Below are 18,288 nucleotides of genomic sequence, written 5' to 3' on the forward strand. Positions count from 1 at the left end.
GAAGGCGTCTCAAAAGTAAGAGGCGCCTTTTTTCTGTTTTATGGCGATGTATAGAGCGTAATAGAATTGAAGTAAGATTTTCTTAAAGTAGATGTTTTCGGAAGATATTTTTAAAAAGTTCGAAGTGATTCAAGGGCTTTTAGGCCGCCTTCTTCCTTAAGTTGTGTGCGAGTGCCAGTAAACCGGTTTCAACTGCTACCTTTTCTTTACCTCGTAGCATGAAGCGTTTAAAATTATGATTATATTTAATATTTGCGAACACAGGTTCTGTGTCGAAGCAACGCTGTTTGCGTTTTTGGATGCCTCGTTTACTCTTTAATCGCTTTTCCGCTTTTTCTTTGAGGCGTTGGTTGTTAAGGCTGACCTCTATTATTCGATCACCTTTTTGCCCGTGACAGGTTCCATATAAAAAGCAGCCTTCACAGTTTGAAGCCTTATATTTATCTATCACTTTTGGATAGCCTGTTTTTGTTTCTTCAATCGTCCAACCAACATGTTTCATTGGTTCGCCTATTGGGCAAAGGTATTGGTTGTTCTGTTCTTCATAGATAAGCTTATCTATACTAAATGGAGTTTTATTACGGATTGTTTCATTCTGCATCCGGTCAAACTGGTTGTGCTTCACATAAGCTGTGATGCGCTTTTTTTCCAGCCATTGATAATTCTCTTCACTTCCATAACCTGCATCAGCGGTAACGTTATTGGGCTTTTGTTTGAAGTTGCTTATGTGTTGGCTAAGATGGTCAATCAGGGTATTAGTATCAGTAGTGTTTTGATGGATACTGTAAGAGGCTATGTATTGATTATTAGTACTGATCTGGACGTTATAGGCTGGTTTTAACTGGCCATTTTTCATATGGTCTTCTTTCATGCGCATGAAGGTGGCGTCCTTATCTGTTTTGCTATAACTGTTTCTTTGCTCACCCATTGTTTTTTCCTGCTCTTCATATTTATCCAGGTTGGCTGGCCAGTTCTTTTTTGCATAGTTTAATTTTTGCCTTTTGTCTTTGGCTATTTTCTTATCCTTAAGCGCAGCATTAATCGCATCTACGGTCCGGGTAACACTTTCTGAATCTATTTTGTCAAAGCCCGATGGATCTGTATCATCTAATTCTGAGGCTGCAACAGACTTGGCATATTGCCACAATTCATTTAATTGCTGTTTTATTTTCTCCCTGTTATGTTTGATTGTATTGCCCCATACAAATGTATACCGGTTGGCATTGGCTTCTATCTTAGTACCGTCTGTGTATAAATCTTTGATACTCAGTAGTCCTTCGTCACATAACAATAAGACAACCTGAGTAAAGATGGGTTGTAAAGTTTTTTGAAGACGTTGTCCGCGGAAGCGATTGATAGTATTGTGATCAGGGGTGCTCATGCCCGCTAACCACATGAAGTTTATATTCTGTGATACTGCTTCTTCAATTTTACGGCTACTGTAAATGTTATTGATATATCCATATACCAGCACTTTGAGCAGCATGCGGGGATGGTAACTGCTGGTACCACCAGGTTTGTACTGTTTGATCAACTCACTTATATCCACCTTCTCCAACACTTCGTTTACAACCCGAACTGGATGATTAGCTGCAATCATCTCATTTAAATCAGGCGGAAGTAACATCGCCTGGTTCTGGAAGTTGCTTTTAAATACAACCGATAATGTTTTTCCTCTTGCCATACCCTTAAAAACAACAAAACCAGTTCTTATTACTAATCCCTAAGAAGCTTTAGTTATACAGTGCTTTTGTGGATAAACACGCCTTAAAAACTGAAAATGAAAAAAGGCCGCCTCAAATTACTTTTGAGACAGCCTCATGTATTTTAAAAAAATAAATTTTGAAGCGTGTTATTGGCTGCATAGATTTGGTGCTCATTACTGCAAGTAATAACTCCGTTCTTCCATAGCGTGTATCCATAACGCACCTGATTGCCCGCTTTTGCATCACGATGTATTTCCCACACTTCCCCTTTTAAGATAATTTCCCAATTCTGTAGGTAAAATTTGCTGGAGCGTTGTTATACTAGTATAATGAAATCTCCCCCATGGCAACTAGACAAATAGCGCTGTTCAATAAGAGAGACCCAAAGGCCTGGCGTGAAATACTTGATAGGTATTCTCCACGGTTATTTTTCTGTATAATGAAGATAATTAGTAATGAAGGGAAGGCATACGAAATTGTGAATGATTGTTTTGTTGAGGTACACAAAAGAGAGATTCAGTTTGATACCATTCAAAAACTGGAAGCGTATCTTTTTACATCAGCGCGGAATGCTGCCTTTAATTTTCTGAAGGAGGATGCCCGAAACAACAAAAATGCGTTTTCGTTCGCTCAATTACAGGATACCAGTACAAATATTGATGACGTTACAAATCGGGAAATTGAATACGGAAATCTGTTGAATAAGATCTATCAGGTAATCAACCAACAACCACCATTAAAGAAAGAAGTCTTTGAATTATTCTATTTTGATAAGAAGACTGCCATTGAGATTGCTGCCATAAAGGGAATTACTGAAAGACAGGTTTACAATTACAAAAATCAGGTACTAAAGGTTTTGCAAAAGAAGTTTGGCCCCGACACGGAAAAACTTTTATAGATGGCCGCGGGGAGCTTATTAAAAAAATAAAAAAAGTTCCCACTTTATCGGTAATAACTCTAAATAGGTTGTTATACACATATAGATTACTATTTAATCAAACCTCCTTATCTAATGGTAAAATATACAGTTATGGAAGAGGGATACAATAACTGGTCAGCACTTTTGAGAAAATATTTGAGAAACGAGATCACCCCGGCGGAAAAGGAAGAAATAGACCGCCAAATAAAGGCTTCTCCAATGAAGCAGCAACAGTTTGAAGAGCAGACTGGTCCAGACGCGTTTATCAATGACTTGAAACAAGTATATTATTTCGACAGGAAGAAGGTGCAGGAAAGGTTGGAAGCAAAATTACCTTTTCTTCAACTACCGCCCGTTATCCCTTTATATAAACGAATCGCTGTTATAGGGTGGGTTGGGATAGCAGCAGCTGTTATAGCAATTATATATGTTAGTATATGGCTGTTAATACCGGTATCTAAAAATTCTAATTTACCTGTAAAGAGCTACAGCTATGTTAAACTGCCTGATGGTACTGAAGTTAATCTTGAAAAGATTTCCAATGTGATGCCGTACGAGGTAGCTGCTTTTATTATAAGAAATACGGACGACGGTATAGTAGTCGAGTTAAAAGAGCAGGCTTCTAAAAAAACAGGCGGGGAAAATTATGCTGTAGTCACTGCGGCAGAAAAGGAGGTCTCTGTCTGGCTTCCCGATGGCACAGCAGTACAATTAAATGCTCAATCCACTTTTCGCACCTCTACCCCCTTTAATAGGGCTAGTCGTAATGTTGCCCTTACCGGCGAAGCTTTTTTTACTGTAGCAACCAATAAAAAAGTTCCCTTTGTGGTTTCTTTAGATGAAATTGAAGTAATAGCCGAGGGAACGGTGTTTAATATTCGAAACTATGAGAACCAGGAAGTTGCTACCACACTTTTGAATGGGAAAATAACTATGAAACGGGGCTCTGATTCAATCCTGTTAAAACAGGGCGAACAGGTTCAAACTGTCAATAAAAGAAAGTTTAAAACAGTGAAGAATCCCGATATCGATCAGGCTGTTGCCTGGCGGAAGGAAGACTTTTATTTTAAAAATATGCCTATAAAAGAGGTGATGATCGAAATAGGGCATTGGTATGGGTGTGAAGTAAAATTTTACGGGCCGGAAATTGAAAATGTGCGGGCAAGTGGCAAGTTTGAAAGAAACCTGAATATTGATAAACTTATAATAGCATTAGAGAAAACCAATCCAATAAAAATAAATAAGGTGGGAAATAAGCTAGTGATCTCACCAAAATAGCAGAAAATATCACCTGCTGAAATTGTTCCAGGCTGTCAGATCATTTACCATTGCCTTGATCCTTATCCATTTTTAAGTACATCACAGCTGAGATTACCCCGATACTGTAATAGTTAAACCTAATAGTGTATGCCATTGAAAAAATGGCAAAGTGACCCTATCAGACAGGTTTTAAATATAAAGCCAATGGTTCTACAGATTTTTGAAGCAATCAGTAAAGTTGATGTCTCTCAATAGCTAACCTAAGCATAATATACCCATTTTATATTTTTCTGTAATCTTGCGCCCGTATAATGTCGGCTGTTGTCTACAAATATTCCTTATAACGAAAAAGAAATCCTGCAGTTGGTATCGATGGGTGATGAAATGGCTTTCACCCGTTTATTTGCTCAATGGAACCAATTGCTGGCAGGTTTTATTTTCCGGCTTACCGAATCACGCGAATTAACGGAGGAGATTGTACAGGATGTATTCCTGAACATCTGGCGCGTACGCGAAACCCTGGCAGGGATAGATAACTTCAAACATTTTCTGTTGGTGGTTGCCCGCAACAAAGCTTATGATGCATTAAAAAAACAGCTGCGTGAAGAACAACGCAGAAAGGCTTGGGAAATAGAAAATCAACAAGAACCAGCCACTTCCGATGCTGAAAGTGAATGGGTACATGTAGACATCATTGAACAGGCCATCGATCAACTGCCGCCACGCAGAAAAGAAATATACCTCCTGAGCCGCCATGAGCGGCTTACCTATAAAGAAATTGCTGCAAGACTAAAGATCTCCACCGAATCGGTTAAAACTCATTTGAAACTTGCTACTCATTCCATTACCGGTTTCATTCGGGCGCATGTATGCGAGCTTTCTATCCTTGTAATAAGTTTTTTAAAAAAAATGTAAAAGCGCGTTCCCCATTTTTCATCTGTTTCGTCGTCTTTATTTATAACTATCATTAACCATTCCATTATTAATTAATTGTTATGCAATCTGAAGAAGCCAGATTGAAGTACCTCTTTCAACGGTATTTCAATAAAACCGCCAGCCAGGACGAACGGAAAGAATTAGCCGATCTGATCAGTGATGACCATAATAAGAATAGGTTCATGCAGTTGATGTCGGAAACCTGGGAGCACTATCAAAACGATGGTGACTGGATAACGGCCTCTGCTTCTGATGCCATGCTAAAACATATCCTGGCAAAAGAAGAAACTTCCGAAGTACCTGTAAAACGGATCGCCTGGCCACGTTTGGCTGCGGCTGCTGCCGTATTAATTATAATTGCCGGTGCTGCCTGGTTTATTATCAATAATAACAAAAAAGAAACGCCTGCTGCGATACAGGAACTGGCGCAGGATGCGGCGCCTGGTTCTTATAAGGCACAATTGACACTGGCAGACGGCAGCCATATAACGTTGGATAGTGCAGCACTGGGTCAATTGGCAAAACAGGGAAATACCACGGTGATCAATAAGGCCGGAGAACTATTGTACAAACCCGAAGGCGGCGACCAGTCCATTATTTATAACACCATCACCACCAACAGGGGCGAAACCTATTCTTTTTCTCTGGCCGATGGTTCCAAAGTGTGGCTGAACTCCGCCTCAACCGTACGCTTTCCTGTTGCCTTTACCGGCGCTGATAGGCGTATAGAGATCACTGGGGAAGTGTTTGTAAAAGTAGCAAAAGATAAAACCCATCCATTTATTGTATCAGCCAGTGGCATGGAAGTAAAAGCACTGGGAACGGAATTTAATGTGAATGCTTATGGCGATGAAGGTGGTGTAAGTGCTACACTGGTAGAAGGAAGCGTAAGCGTAGGCAGAAGGCCCGCCTACGCCAAGGCTTCGGCGGGCGAAGCAGAGGGCAGAGAAGAAAAGGCAAAAGAAGAAGATCAGTCAGTCATCCTGAAGCCAGGCGAACAGGTATCGGTTACCCAATCATCCCAATTATCCCAACCTGTCCAGGTTCAGATAGAGGAGGTCATTGGCTGGAAAGACGGGTTCTTCCACTTCGAGAGCGCTGAACTGCCGGCAATTCTCAGGCAATTTGCCCGCTGGTACGATATAGAAGTGGTGTATGAAGGGCCTGTAACAAAAAGGAAATTCTTTACGATCGTACAAAGAAGCAGCACGCTGAAAAATGTACTGGCATTGCTGCAAGACAATAATATTAATTATAAAATAGAAGGAAAAAAGCTCATCGTGAGTCAATAAAACAAAACCGTCCCGACGGCCATCGGAACGGTGGAGTTATGTTAATAAACAACACTTGTAGGAATTATTTATTTAACCTAACACTGCAAAGCTATGCATTTAAGGTCAATTTTTCGTGCCCGTAGCTATCGGCCCGAATCTCATACCCATAAACTAATGCGGGTTATGAAACTAACTATTCTTTTATTATTGACAACCTGTTTACACCTGGCAGCCCACACACAGGGCCAGAACATTACCCTAAAACTCAAGGATGCCCCTGTAAAGACGTTATTCAGGGAAATTCAACGGCAAACAGGGCTCAACGTAATGGTTGATGAAGCACTGTTGAACCAGGCCGGTAAAATAACCCTGGATGTTAAAAACATGCCGGTGAACGACGTCTTGGGTTTGTGTTTTAGATCGGGCAATATTACCTGGTCAATTGTAGATGCCCGGCTGGTTATAAAGACACGGCCGGTTGCCACTGCAACAGTAAAAAACAACCTACCGCCACAAGCGACAAAACCGCCTGCCATCACTGTAAGGGGACGGGTCACCAATGCGAAAGGCAGTCCGTTGGCAGGCGCTACGGTACATGTAAAAGGCACCGCCAATGGCGTTCAAACAGATGCCAATGGCGAGTTTCAATTCAATATGGAGAAAAAAGCAACCATCGTTATTTCATACGTTGGGTATGCTACCAAAGAAGTGATTGCCGATGGCAGCGATGTGCTGGTTATTCAACTGCAGGACAGCCAGGATGCGTTGAACTCGGTAGTGGTAGTAGGGTATGGCACGCAGAAGAAGATCGATCTTACGGGTGCCATTGACCAGGTAGGCAGCGAGTATTTCGAAGATCGACCGCTCCCGAATGTTACCAAAGGACTGCAAGGGGTGCTGCCCAACCTGAATATTAAGATCACTGATGGTAAACCTATCCGTGGTTCGTCTTATAATATACGTGGTTATACTTCCATTGGCGCTGGCAGTAACCAGAATGCCCTGGTATTGATAGATGGTGTTACCGGCGATCCGCAAAACCTGAACCCGGCGGATATTGAAAGCGTAACCATTTTGAAAGATGCGGCTTCTGCTGCCATCTATGGATCCAGAGCCGCATTTGGGGTAGTACTGATCACCACCAAAACACCTAAGAACGGTAAAACACAAATCTCTTATTCAACAAACTTCTCCAACAACCGGCGCACCACAACGCCCGACCTGGTGAACGATGGGTACACCTGGGCCACCAACTATGATGAGGCCATGTATTCCTGGAGCGACTATGCCACACACCCGGTGAACATCGACGGTAAGTTATTGTTTTCGCCGGCGTACCTCGATAGTTTGAAAAGACATTCAGAAGATCCTTCTTTACCTGACTGGGGAATAGATGCAGCAGGCAATTACGCCTATTACGCCAGTACCGACTGGATGAAAACCTTGTACAAACCCAGTAACAATTCAGTAGAACATTCACTGAACATCTCGGGTGGTACCGATAAAGTAAAACTGGCCGTTTCAGGCAGGTATTATAACCAGGATGGTATTTTCCGGTATAACCCCGATAAATACAATCGCTATAACTTCCGGGTAAAAGGCGATGTAAAAGTATCCGATCATTTTTCCGTAAATGCCAACCTCGATTACACCAGCACCAATTATAAGTACCCGCTTACTTCAATAGGTGGTGTAAACGCCTTATGGCGCGTTCTGGCAGCATCGGGTTATCCACTGGCGCCTTTATTAAACCCTGACGGAACCCTGACCAATATCGCTTCCAACTCCATAGGCGACCTATACCAGCAGAAAAGTTTTTCGCAGCTTAAAGACAATATCTATCGCAATATGGTAGGTTTTACTGCGCTGCCATTCAAACACGTTAAAATAAAAGGCGACTTTACTTTTATAAACACCTTTACCACCGAACAGCGCCGCTTTTTTCCAACCAATTACAGTATTAAACCGGGTGTAATTACCAATAGCGGACTGAACTACCTGGAAGAAGATGATGACCGGTCGAAAAACTTTATCTCGAACCTGTATGCCGATTACACCAACCGGTTTGGCGATCATAGTCTCACCGTGCTGGTAGGTGGCAACCAGGAATCGTTTTCAACCAGAAGCCGCAAAACAAGAAGGGATGGTTTGCTGGTTGATAACATCGTAGACTGGAACCTGGCTACAGGCACCAACTATGTATTGACGGGCGGTGGCAATGAGTGGGCTACAGCCGGTTTGTTCTCGCGCATCAATTATGCTTTCCGCGACAGATATTTGCTGGAACTGAATGGCCGATACGACGGATCTTCCCGTTTTCCTACAGACCAGGCCTGGGGCTTTTTCCCTTCGGCTGAAGCAGGCTGGATCATTTCCAGAGAAAAATTTATGGAACGAACTGCCGGCTGGCTCGATCTGTTGAAGATTCGTGGTTCGTATGGTTCACTGGGTAACGGGAATATACCGCCGTATTCGTTTGTACCTGCTATTGGTATCACTACTTCTACCGTATTACAAAACGGCATATTTCCTAATGTGATGCAAAATCCTAATGTAACGCCTAAAAATATTACCTGGGAAAAAGTGAATATGGCCAACGTAGGTATCGATCTGGCGCTTTTGCGTAACCGGCTTTCTGTAACCTTCGATGCCTATCAGCGCAATACCAACAACATGATCACGGCAGGTCCGCCGTTACCAGCTACCTTTGGCGCTGCTACGCCCAATGGCAACAATGCCAATATGAGAACCCGTGGCTGGGAATTGACGTTCAACTGGCAGGATAAAACCGGTGGCAGTAAGCCGCTTTCTTATGGTATCCGCGTAACGCTGAGCGATTATAAATCGGTTATCACCAAATTCTATAACCCCACTGGTTTGAACACTACCTATTACAATGGATATGTAATGGGAAGTATCATGGGCTTTCAAACGCTGGGCTTTTTTAAAGATGCCGATGATATTGCTACAAGCCCCAAACAGAATTATTTCCAGGTTTCCAATAGCAACAAACTGTTGCCCGGCGATATAAAATTCGCTGACCGCAATGGCGACAAAGTGGTGGATGCAGGCAAGAATACACTCGCTGACCCGGGTGACCGTTATGTAATTGGTAATACCACCCCGCGTTTGCCTTATGGCGTTACAGGTAATGTTTCCTGGAATAATTTTTCTTTCTCGGCATTTGTCCAGGGCGTAATGAAAAGAGATTGGATGCCTTCGCAGGAAGCTGCTTTTTTCTGGGGACAATACAACCGTCCTTACAGCATGTTGCCCACTTTTAATTTGAACCGTTGGACGGAAGCAAATCCTGATCCCAATGCTTATTTTCCACGTTATAGAGGGTATGTTGCCTTATCGGGTACCCGCGAGCTGGCTGTTCCACAAACCAGGTATTTGCAAAACGCCAGTTATGTACGATTGAAAAATGTGACGCTTACGTATACACTTCCTGCCGGTATTGCTGAAAAGATAAAGGCGCAATCGATCCGGTTTTATTTTACCGGTCAGAACCTGTGGACGTACTCTCCCATGTTCAAGATCACAAAGAATTTCGATCCCGAAGTGATCGAGAAGTCAGATCCTGAGATCAACGATGGTGGGGGAGATGGTTTCTCATACCCTATGGAGAAGACATACAGTTTTGGCCTTAACATTAATTTCTAATCCTCAATTGTACAAACCATGAATTTCAGATATAGTCTTGTTTGTATCACATTGTTGTCGGCATTGTGTTCCTGTAAAAAATACTTCGATAAAGAACCGATAGATAAACTGACTCCCGAGCAGGCATTTTCAAGTGAAGCCAACCTGAAGCTGTATGTGAATGGTTTTTACCTGATGCTGCCGAATGCCAATGCTATTTATCAAAGTGAGTTGACTTCCGATCAAACGGTGCGCAAAGAAGTGCCGCCTTATTTGTTATCGGGTTTCTCTCCGCAAAGTGCAGCTACCTTTCAGGCAACGGCCAATCCCTGGAATTTTGAAAAGCTGCGCAATCTGAACTATTTTATTGAACACAACAACAATGCTTCCATTCCCGAAGCGGCCAGGAATCATTATACCGGTATTGCCCGTTTCTTCAGGGCTTACTTTTATTACAATCTGGTAAAAACCTATGGTGATGTGCCCTGGTATGGTAAAGTAATGGAAACAAATGACCCGGACCTGTATAAGCCCCGCGACCCACGTACACTTGTAATGGATTCTGTGCTGGCTGATCTCAATTTTGCCTGCACCAACATCCAGGACACAAAAGATGCCGGTTGTACCCAGGTTACCCATTCGGTAGCGTTGGCTTTCAAATCACGCGTATGTTTGTTCGAAGGCAGCTTTCGAAAATACAGGGATACACTACTGTCTACTGTCAATACCTGGTACCAGGAAGCGGCCGCGGCAGCCAATCAGCTGATCACAAGCGGAAAATACAGTTTACAAAAAACAAATAATACTGATCTCGATTACCGGTCGTTGTTCATCAATGAAAACCCGTTACCGAACGAAATATTGTTGGCTGCGGTATACAACAACACCCTTAAAAAATGGCATGGCGCCAATAACTGGTATAATGCGTTAACAGCCGGTGACAGATTGAGTTTGAATAGACGGTTTGTAAATATTTATTTGAACCTCGATGGTACGCGTTTTACCGACAATCCCGGTTTTGCCACCATTGAATTTCAGAACGAAGTAAAGAACCGCGATAAACGCTTGAAACAAACCATTCGCACGCCCACCTATAAACGTTCTGATGGTACCTATGGCGGTCCTGATTTTGTAGTTACGCCTACCGGTTACCAGATCCTCAAATATTCAACCGACGACAAAGCGCTGGACCTGGTAGCGCAAAATTTCAATTCCATTCCCATTATGCGGTATGCGGAAGTGTTGCTGAACTATGCCGAAGCCAAAGCCGAGTTGGGCGCTTTATCACTGGCCGACTGGAACCTGACCATTGGCGCGTTGCGCACAAGGGCCGGGGTCACCAATACCGGTTTACCAACTGTGGCCGATCCTTATTTACATGCTAACTTTTATCCCAACGTAAGTGATCCGGTGTTGCTGGAAATAAGACGGGAAAGAAGTGTAGAGTTGGTTGGTGAATTTGGTTTCCGTTATGATGACCTGATGCGCTGGCACCTGGGATCGAACCTGCTGAACTCCTATGATGGGATTTATGTACCTGCAAAAGGTCAGATCCTCGATCTGTCGGATGATGGCAAACAGGGCGCCGGCGATGTATGTATTGTGGATGAAACACCGCAAACCCGCGTAACCGGTGTAACTTATATTGCATTAAAGGGTGGCACTTACAGTCTGGCCAATGGTACCAGCGGAAACCTGCAATGGTTGCCAAACATCCAGAAGGTGTGGGACGACAGGCGATATTTTTATCCGCTTCCACCAACCGAATTGAATATTAATATCAACCTGCAACAAAATAAAGATTGGTAATGCAAAAACCTGCAAATGCGGAAATGGCTATAATTCTGGTGTATCTTGCGAATGCCAACCAAATAAGCAACATTAAAAACTGATCCCTGGATGAAAGGACTTTCTATAATTACCGGCTTATTGTTAACAGGAGTTATTGCACAGGCGCAATCCGATTCCCTGCGCATTGTAAAAGCAAAATGGACGAGTAAAAAACTGGCAAAAGGCGTTTACTGGAAATCGACACACATTGAAAACAATGAGTTGTTCAAGGCCAACCAGGTGATAAATGTTATTGAAGTATCGCCCAATAACAAGCGTGTTCAAATGCACATTGTGCATTCCGATTCACTGGAAAAAACCTCCCAATTAGGACAGACCGCGCAGGCGCTGGCGGCCATCAATGGTTCTTTTTTTAAAATGCGTGGCCCCGATCCTGATTACCGCCCCGATCTGAAAGGCGTGCCTAAACTGGAACGGTCGAAACTGGATCACAACCGTTCTGAAGTGTATTTGCGGGAAAACGATTCCCTCATTGCGCCCAACATGCCTGGTAAGAAGCCGGTAAGAGAAAGACATAACCAGGGTTCCATTGCTATTGATGGCAACGACTTTTGGATTGTGATGGGTGATTCATCAAACCTGCAATCCGAGAAAACCATTAAAGCCCGGGATGTATTGTCAACCGGACCGTTGATGATCATGGATGGCGATGATATGACTATCCCTAATGATAAATTTTGTAACGACCGTCATCCGCGTACAGCCATGGGCGAGAAAGAGGATGGAACCATTGTATTCCTGGTAGTGGACGGACGTGCCAAAGAAGCGGCTGGTTTTAGCATTCCTGAGTTGCAGAAATTAATGAAATGGCTGGGCTGCCGCAATGCCATCAACCTCGACGGCGGTGGTTCTACCACCATGTACGTAAAAGGACAACCGGAAGCAGGCGTAGTGAACTACCCATCTGATAATAAAAAATGGGACCACGCAGGCGAGCGCGAAGTAGCCAATGCTATAGTGATAACGGCGCAATAAATGAAAGGATGGAAGGGCAGAAGGCAGAGGGCAGAGGGCAGAAAAAATACGTAAATAGAAGGCCTTGAGGTTTTTCCTCAGGGCCTCCGGGTTATATGGTTATAATGTTTACGGCGTTGCCGCGACGGCGTACTGAAGCGTGTGTCAAGCTGTTCCTCTACTGCCTTCTGCCTTCTGCCTACTGCCTACTGCCTTTTCTTTCTACCACCTGCCATTTTTCTAGTGCCCATTGCCCATTGCCTTTCCATCTCTGCCCTCTGCCCTCTGCCTTTTGCCCTTAGATCAGTTCTTCCTAAAATCAGAAGGCCTCGACAATGTAAAATCATAAAACGCATCGCTGAAAGGACCCACCGCCGAATAACCTACCTCATAAGCAATATCAGAAATAGGTTTACTGGTTTTCAGGATCAGTTCAATGGCCGTGATCATCCGCAACGTTTTTATATACTGCAAAAAACTCATTTGCAGGGTTGACTGAAACAACCGCGACAACGAGCGTTCGCTCATGGCGAATTGCTTACTCACTTCCGCCAGTACCAGTCTGTTCCCTACATTCTTTTCTAAATACCGGATGATCCGTTGCATGCCGTCATGATTGGTTTTGGGCAGCATGATGGGGAGAGATACTTTATTAAGTGTAGGCAGCATCTTCTTTAAGGCTATCAGAAATTCAAAATTGTCAGCTTTACTATTCACATGGCCGCCGTCCCATCGTTCCGTATAATTGATCATTTGGATCAATAACTCACTGGCCGGATAAATGCCCAGTTTGGTATAGAATTCATTGGTGTGATCGTCTGTTGCATAATAATAAAGGGAACGCAGTACGGTGCCGGTTGAGCCTACTTCCAGCTCATGCGCCATTCCCTTGGGGATCCAGAAATAATGCCGGGCCGGCACTACATAGGTTTGGTTTTCAGTAGTGATATATGCCAGTCCACCCTCTACGTAACTCAATTGTCCCTTTGTGTGCTTGTGCATGGGAATTAGTTTTTCCGATTTCTCATGCATAACGAACACCCCATCTTTTTGCTTGTCAATTTCAGGAAGGGAGGCAATGAGACCCATAGGTTATATTGATTTCCGGTAAAAATGCAAAATTAGCATTTTGGCCGGAATAAAGAAAAGAATGGCTACTTAGGTGAAATGACAAATCGGTCTGGCTTATAATTTTGCACCCGAATTATGTATTACTATAAGCGTCTGATTATCGCAAGCGTACTGATGGCGCAGTACGCAGCCGTAGCACAACCAACAGATACACTTCGCATGAGTTTGGAAGAAGCCTGGCAAAAAGCCGAGGGCCATAGCCGCCAGATCGATGTTACCAATAAAGCCATGCACATTGCGGATGAAGAAGTAAAGGATACCCGCCTGGAACGTTTCCCCGAAATAGGAGTAAGCGGAAGTGCTGAAAAAGCATCCAACCTGGCCATTTACGAGAAAGGTATTTTTGCACCTGTTACCCAACAGCATGAGGTGATTCATACCCTGTACAAATTTGGTACAGACTTCTACCTGAACATATATAATGGCAATAAGTTAAACCTGAAGATAGCGGAGAACAAACTGCTGCAACGGATTGCTGAGATTAAGCATGAAGAAACCAAATCAAACATCCGGTATAAAACAAGCGCGTTGTACCTCGATCTGCAGAAGTCCCTCATTTTTCGCGACCTCATCACCAGCGACATTGCCGACCAGGAGAAACAACTAAAGGAGATCAGGGCGCTGCAGAAAAATGGCACTGTGCTTAAAAGCGATGTACTGCGTGTTGAGCTCGATCTCTCCAAACGAAAGATGACCCTGGTGACCATAGAGAATGACATCCTTATTGCCACGCAAAAACTGAATATCATTATTGGTGAGCCCGATAACCGGATCATTCGACCGGCTGTTTTTGAGCCGGGCACTATTGCACAGGATGATTACAATAAATACCTGGCAACAGCATTGGAACATTCGTTCACGTATCATATATCAGAACAACAAACGGAGCTGAGTAAAACAAACCTGAAAAAAGTAAAGTCGAATGTAATGCCAAAGGTTGGGATGTATGGTGAGTTTTATTATGCCAATCCCCAGATCTTTTTGTTCCCCTATAACCCTGCCTGGTACTCATTGGGTGTAACAGGTATTAAAGTTTCCCTGCCTCTGTCTGAGCTTTATCACAATACACACAAAGTAAGAGCGGCAAAACTGGAACTGGAAAAAGAAGAAATGATGCACCATGATACGGAAGATAAAGTACGCCAGCAGGTATGGGAAGCTTTTTTGCGGTACAAAGAATCGCTGGTGCAAATACAGGTGGCAACAGACAATGTAGCCCAGGCTGAGGAAAATGCCCGCATCATAAAGAATAACTATTTTAAACAAACGGCGCTGATCACCGATCTGCTCGATGCAGATGTTCAGTTGTTACGCAGCCGCTTTGAACTGGCCGCGGCCCGCATTTTGGCGCAGGATAAATTCTACTTACTACAAAATACAATCGGAGTTCTTTAACCATGAAAAAGAAGTATACGGTCACGGACCGCATCATTACAAAAGTTACAGGCTGGATCGCCGTGCTTACCATCCTGGGGTTAGGCGTGTGGGGCGGTTTCACTTTGTATGGCTATTATAAATTTGAACAAACCAACGATGCACAGGTACAGGAATATGTGAACCCTGTTATTTCAAGGGCCGGCGGTTTTATTGTAGCCGTAAAATTCGAGGAGAACCAACCGGTTAAAAAAGGCGATACCTTACTTATAATAGATAACCGCGAATATAAATTACAGGTGGCACAAACTGCCGCTGCTATTCAAAAATCGGAAGCCCAGCTGCAGGTGCTGGAAAGCAATATCCATACCCTGGAACGGAATGCCGATGCGGTGAAAGCACAGATAAAGGCCAATGAGGCAAAAGTGTTGAAACAAAAACTCGATTACGAACGGTATACTGAATTGTACAAAGAAGAATCAGCAACCAAACAAAAACTGGAAGATATACAGGCCGCACTGGATGTAAGTACCAGTGATTACCAAACCTCGCAGGAAACGTTTAATGCCGCTGCTTCCAAAATCGAAGATATCCGGGCAGAAAAATCGGTGGTATTGGCCGAGATAACCCGCCTCAAAGCATTGCTGGAACGAAACAAACTCGATGTGGACTATACCGTGATCACTGCCTCTTATGACGGCAGAATGGGCCGCCGTACGGTAGAGGTTGGGCAAATGATCGATGCCGGCGAAGTACTGGCCTTTATTGTGAACAATGAAACAGACAAATGGGTAGTAGCGAATTTCAAAGAAACGCAAATAGCGCAGATGCACATCGGCGATACCGTAAAGATCCTGGCAGATGCATTTCCCAATAAAGCATTTAAAGGCACTATTATTTCGTTATCGCCTGCAACGGGCTCCAGCTTTTCTTTACTACCACCCGATAATTCAACCGGTAACTATGTAAAAATTGTACAACGGGTGCCGGTGCGTATTCGCGTGGAGGGCAATCGCAAAGAGATCGATGTGCTGAAAGTAGGTATGAATGTGAATGTGTATTCGCCCAAAAAACAACACCATGGTTAGTGGTATTCCCATTTTCAGGCAATGGGTGCCGGGCTGGGCAATAAAGATCATCCTGTTCTCGCTGATCCTGCCTACGATGGTGTTATTCTTTTTACCCTTTGCCAATATCAATGCCGCAGCGGGGTTTTATGGCAGCGAACCTGCCGATATACAATTTGCTGTGGGAATATTTTATGCCGGATATGTGGCGTTTTACAGCCTGGAGCGCAGGTTCTTTACCTACCTCGCCGCAAAGGAATATTTTATCATCTTTACCATGCTGGAAATTGCGACAACGGTGATCTGTTACCATACAGATGAATTGTATATCCTGTTTCCGGTGCGCTTCTTTCAGGGGATGTTGTTCAGCAGTACGGTGAACCTTTCCTTATCACTGATGTTCACCCGCCTGCGTACCGAGCGGGCCCGCGAGATCAGTTTTTCGGTTTTCTTTGGCATGCTCATCTGCATTCTGCCATTTATCAACCTGGTTACTGCCGACCTCATAGATACGTTTAATTTCAATACGGTTTATAAAATAGCCCTGTTCTCTTACCTCCCTTGTTTGTGTGCACTCATGATCACCATGAACAATGTACGGTTGAACGTACGCTTTCCCTTGTATAAACTCGACTGGCAAAGTTTTGTGTACTGGGCACTCATACTGGTGCTGCTGGCCTATGTGTGTATTTACGGACAGGAATATTACTGGCTCGAAGATCCCCGTATCCTGTTCAGTGTGCTGGCCATGATGGGTGCCACGCTGTTGTATGTATTGCGGGTAAAAAGTATGAAACGGCCGTATGTGCAGCCGGGTATTTTCTCCTTTCAGAATTTCCGGATGAGTATCTTCCTGCTGTTTATCCTTTTCATCTGCCGCTTTGCCATCAATATCATCAATAACTTTTTCGGTGGTGTGTTGCGATTAGATCCCATGCACATCAGTTATGTAAATACCATGAACCTGATCGGACTGATAACAGGCGTTGTTATTTCCTGCGCTTTGATCCTGCAGAAAAAGAACATTCGCTTTATCTGGATCCCCGGGTTCCTGTTGCTGCTGGCGTTCCATATCAGCATGTGGTTTCTTTTTAACAGCGAGGCCAATGAAAATAACTTTTATGGGCCGTTGTTTATACAGGGGCTGGGAGTAGGTTTGATCATGGTGCCCACCATTGTATATGCCGTGTCATCGGTACCGGGTGCATTGGGGCCATCTGCTTCATCTATTTGTCTGGCCACCGGATACCTGGGTTTTTGTGTAAGCGCCGCCCTTATCAATTATTGCGAGTTGTACAGCAAAAGCCGGCACTACAATGCATTCCAGGACCATCTAACCAAAGTAGACCCTGCTGCCTTACATGGATTGACCGCCCGCGCCGGTAAATTATTACACCATGGTGTGGCACATAAACGAGCGATAAAAGGTGGTAGTAAATTACTGATAGATGCAGTGAACAAACAGGGACAGATCCGCTTTGCCATGGATTATTATGAATGGATGGCATTGATGCTGATAGCGGTGTTGTTGCTGATAGCCATCTTCCCATCACTCAATAAAACGGTGGTTTACCTGCGGTCGCGCAGATTGTCACCGGCATAACTTAAAATGAAATACATGAAACATATAATAACAATCATAGCCCTGGTGCTGACGTTGATCAGTTGCAATAAAAAAGGGCAGGATTTTAAAATAAAATCAGTGACGCTTTTGGCGCACCGGCCATTACAATATACACGGGAGCTGTTGCGGGTCAGGTTGCTCGATGGGGTCGATTCGCAAAAGGTGATCGGAGAAACTGCTGGTTACCCGGCCAGCCTGCCGCTGCCAGCCACCCTATTGGTTAACCCGGCATTTCAATTAAAGTTATACAGCCAACCCTGTTATGTGCAACTCTGGGGCGACTCCACCGGGCTTATCGGTACAGCCAAACTGAATATGAAGGATTATAAAATTATTTTCCCGTTGGAAATGGAGGTGGGGAATGCCGATATGAAGGTGACACTTACCGGGAAATGGGACCAGCAATAAACAAATACAGGCTTAAAGCCTAAGGGTTAAAGGCTAAAGAAAATACAGCTTTGGGCTTTAACCTTTAGGCTTTTGCCTTCTCCAATTTTTCCCCTACATTTGGTTAATAGAATAGAATAGGACAGATGGACGCACAGGC

The 18,288-nt window shown here is 43.8% G+C and carries 13 protein-coding genes; 11 read left to right on the plus strand and 2 right to left on the minus strand.

From position 1 onward, the window contains the following. Nucleotides 1-139 precede the first annotated feature (139 nt). Nucleotides 140-1,684, minus strand: coding sequence for an IS1182 family transposase (locus tag BMX95_RS25990; protein ID WP_081203640.1), 1,545 nt, complete (start codon nt 1,682-1,684; stop codon nt 140-142). Between the two features lie 365 nt (nt 1,685-2,049). On the opposite strand from BMX95_RS25990, the gene BMX95_RS25995 reads away from it, so the two are divergent. The 7 genes from BMX95_RS25995 to BMX95_RS26025 all read left to right on the plus strand — a co-directional run bounded on the left by BMX95_RS25995 (nt 2,050) and on the right by BMX95_RS26025 (nt 12,566). After that, nucleotides 2,050-2,604, plus strand: coding sequence for an RNA polymerase sigma factor (locus BMX95_RS25995; RefSeq protein WP_081198137.1), 555 nt, complete (start codon nt 2,050-2,052; stop codon nt 2,602-2,604). A 132-nt stretch (nt 2,605-2,736) separates the two neighbouring features. Further along, the gene (locus BMX95_RS26000; protein ID WP_177193723.1) at nt 2,737-3,903 is read left to right on the plus strand and encodes a FecR family protein; all 1,167 of its coding nucleotides are present in this window, start codon (nt 2,737-2,739) and stop codon (nt 3,901-3,903) included. A gap of 303 nt (nt 3,904-4,206) precedes the next feature. After that, on the plus strand, nt 4,207-4,800 hold the full coding sequence (locus tag BMX95_RS26005) for an RNA polymerase sigma factor (protein WP_133053864.1): 594 nt from the start codon (nt 4,207-4,209) through the stop codon (nt 4,798-4,800). Between the two features lie 80 nt (nt 4,801-4,880). Then, nucleotides 4,881-6,113, plus strand: coding sequence for a FecR family protein (locus BMX95_RS26010; protein ID WP_081198134.1), 1,233 nt, complete (start codon nt 4,881-4,883; stop codon nt 6,111-6,113). 165 nt (nt 6,114-6,278) lie between these two features. Continuing rightward, the gene (locus tag BMX95_RS26015; protein ID WP_165758833.1) at nt 6,279-9,761 is read left to right on the plus strand and encodes a SusC/RagA family TonB-linked outer membrane protein; all 3,483 of its coding nucleotides are present in this window, start codon (nt 6,279-6,281) and stop codon (nt 9,759-9,761) included. Between the two features lie 18 nt (nt 9,762-9,779). Next, the gene (locus BMX95_RS26020; protein ID WP_081198132.1) at nt 9,780-11,549 is read left to right on the plus strand and encodes a RagB/SusD family nutrient uptake outer membrane protein; all 1,770 of its coding nucleotides are present in this window, start codon (nt 9,780-9,782) and stop codon (nt 11,547-11,549) included. A gap of 90 nt (nt 11,550-11,639) precedes the next feature. After that, a complete protein-coding gene (locus tag BMX95_RS26025; protein WP_081198131.1) occupies nt 11,640-12,566 on the plus strand; it encodes a phosphodiester glycosidase family protein in 927 nt (308 codons plus the stop codon). A gap of 282 nt (nt 12,567-12,848) precedes the next feature. Here the strand turns inward: BMX95_RS26025 and BMX95_RS26030 are convergent, their stop codons facing one another. Further along, nucleotides 12,849-13,547 carry an AraC family transcriptional regulator gene (locus tag BMX95_RS26030; protein ID WP_242673012.1) on the minus strand — a complete coding sequence of 233 codons (699 nt, stop codon included), beginning with the start codon at nt 13,545-13,547 and terminating at the stop codon, nt 12,849-12,851. A 204-nt stretch (nt 13,548-13,751) separates the two neighbouring features. On the opposite strand from BMX95_RS26030, the gene BMX95_RS26035 reads away from it, so the two are divergent. The 4 genes from BMX95_RS26035 to BMX95_RS26050 are packed head-to-tail and all read left to right on the plus strand — an operon-like array spanning nt 13,752 to nt 18,149. After that, entirely contained in the window at nt 13,752-15,071 is a 1,320-nt protein-coding gene (locus BMX95_RS26035) for a TolC family protein (RefSeq protein WP_081198129.1), read from the plus strand. Between the two features lie 2 nt (nt 15,072-15,073). Then, nucleotides 15,074-16,138: an HlyD family secretion protein gene (locus tag BMX95_RS26040; RefSeq protein ID WP_081198128.1), complete on the plus strand. Its 1,065-nt coding sequence runs from the start codon at nt 15,074-15,076 to the stop codon at nt 16,136-16,138. After that, a complete protein-coding gene (locus BMX95_RS26045; RefSeq protein WP_081198127.1) occupies nt 16,131-17,720 on the plus strand; it encodes an MFS transporter in 1,590 nt (529 codons plus the stop codon). Before BMX95_RS26040 ends, BMX95_RS26045 begins: the two co-directional genes overlap by 8 nt. Nucleotides 17,721-17,735: 15 nt before the next feature. Further along, complete coding sequence (locus BMX95_RS26050) at nt 17,736-18,149, plus strand: hypothetical protein (RefSeq protein ID WP_081198126.1); 414 nt, start codon at nt 17,736-17,738, stop codon at nt 18,147-18,149. Nucleotides 18,150-18,288 lie beyond the last annotated feature (139 nt).

The organism is Niastella yeongjuensis, from assembly GCF_900110245.1.
Classification (GTDB): Bacteria; Bacteroidota; Bacteroidia; order Chitinophagales; family Chitinophagaceae; genus Niastella; species Niastella yeongjuensis.

Coding starts and splice junctions, on each gene's coding strand:
- BMX95_RS25990 (WP_081203640.1), bottom strand. CDS start 1,684: ATGGCAAGAGGAAAAACATTATCGGTTGTATTTAAAAGCAACTTCCAG.
- BMX95_RS25995 (WP_081198137.1), top strand. CDS start 2,050: ATGGCAACTAGACAAATAGCGCTGTTCAATAAGAGAGACCCAAAGGCC.
- BMX95_RS26000 (WP_177193723.1), top strand. CDS start 2,737: ATGGAAGAGGGATACAATAACTGGTCAGCACTTTTGAGAAAATATTTG.
- BMX95_RS26010 (WP_081198134.1), top strand. CDS start 4,881: ATGCAATCTGAAGAAGCCAGATTGAAGTACCTCTTTCAACGGTATTTC.
- BMX95_RS26015 (WP_165758833.1), top strand. CDS start 6,279: ATGAAACTAACTATTCTTTTATTATTGACAACCTGTTTACACCTGGCA.
- BMX95_RS26020 (WP_081198132.1), top strand. CDS start 9,780: ATGAATTTCAGATATAGTCTTGTTTGTATCACATTGTTGTCGGCATTG.
- BMX95_RS26025 (WP_081198131.1), top strand. CDS start 11,640: ATGAAAGGACTTTCTATAATTACCGGCTTATTGTTAACAGGAGTTATT.
- BMX95_RS26030 (WP_242673012.1), bottom strand. CDS start 13,547: ATGCACAAGCACACAAAGGGACAATTGAGTTACGTAGAGGGTGGACTG.
- BMX95_RS26035 (WP_081198129.1), top strand. CDS start 13,752: ATGTATTACTATAAGCGTCTGATTATCGCAAGCGTACTGATGGCGCAG.
- BMX95_RS26040 (WP_081198128.1), top strand. CDS start 15,074: ATGAAAAAGAAGTATACGGTCACGGACCGCATCATTACAAAAGTTACA.
- BMX95_RS26045 (WP_081198127.1), top strand. CDS start 16,131: ATGGTTAGTGGTATTCCCATTTTCAGGCAATGGGTGCCGGGCTGGGCA.
- BMX95_RS26050 (WP_081198126.1), top strand. CDS start 17,736: ATGAAACATATAATAACAATCATAGCCCTGGTGCTGACGTTGATCAGT.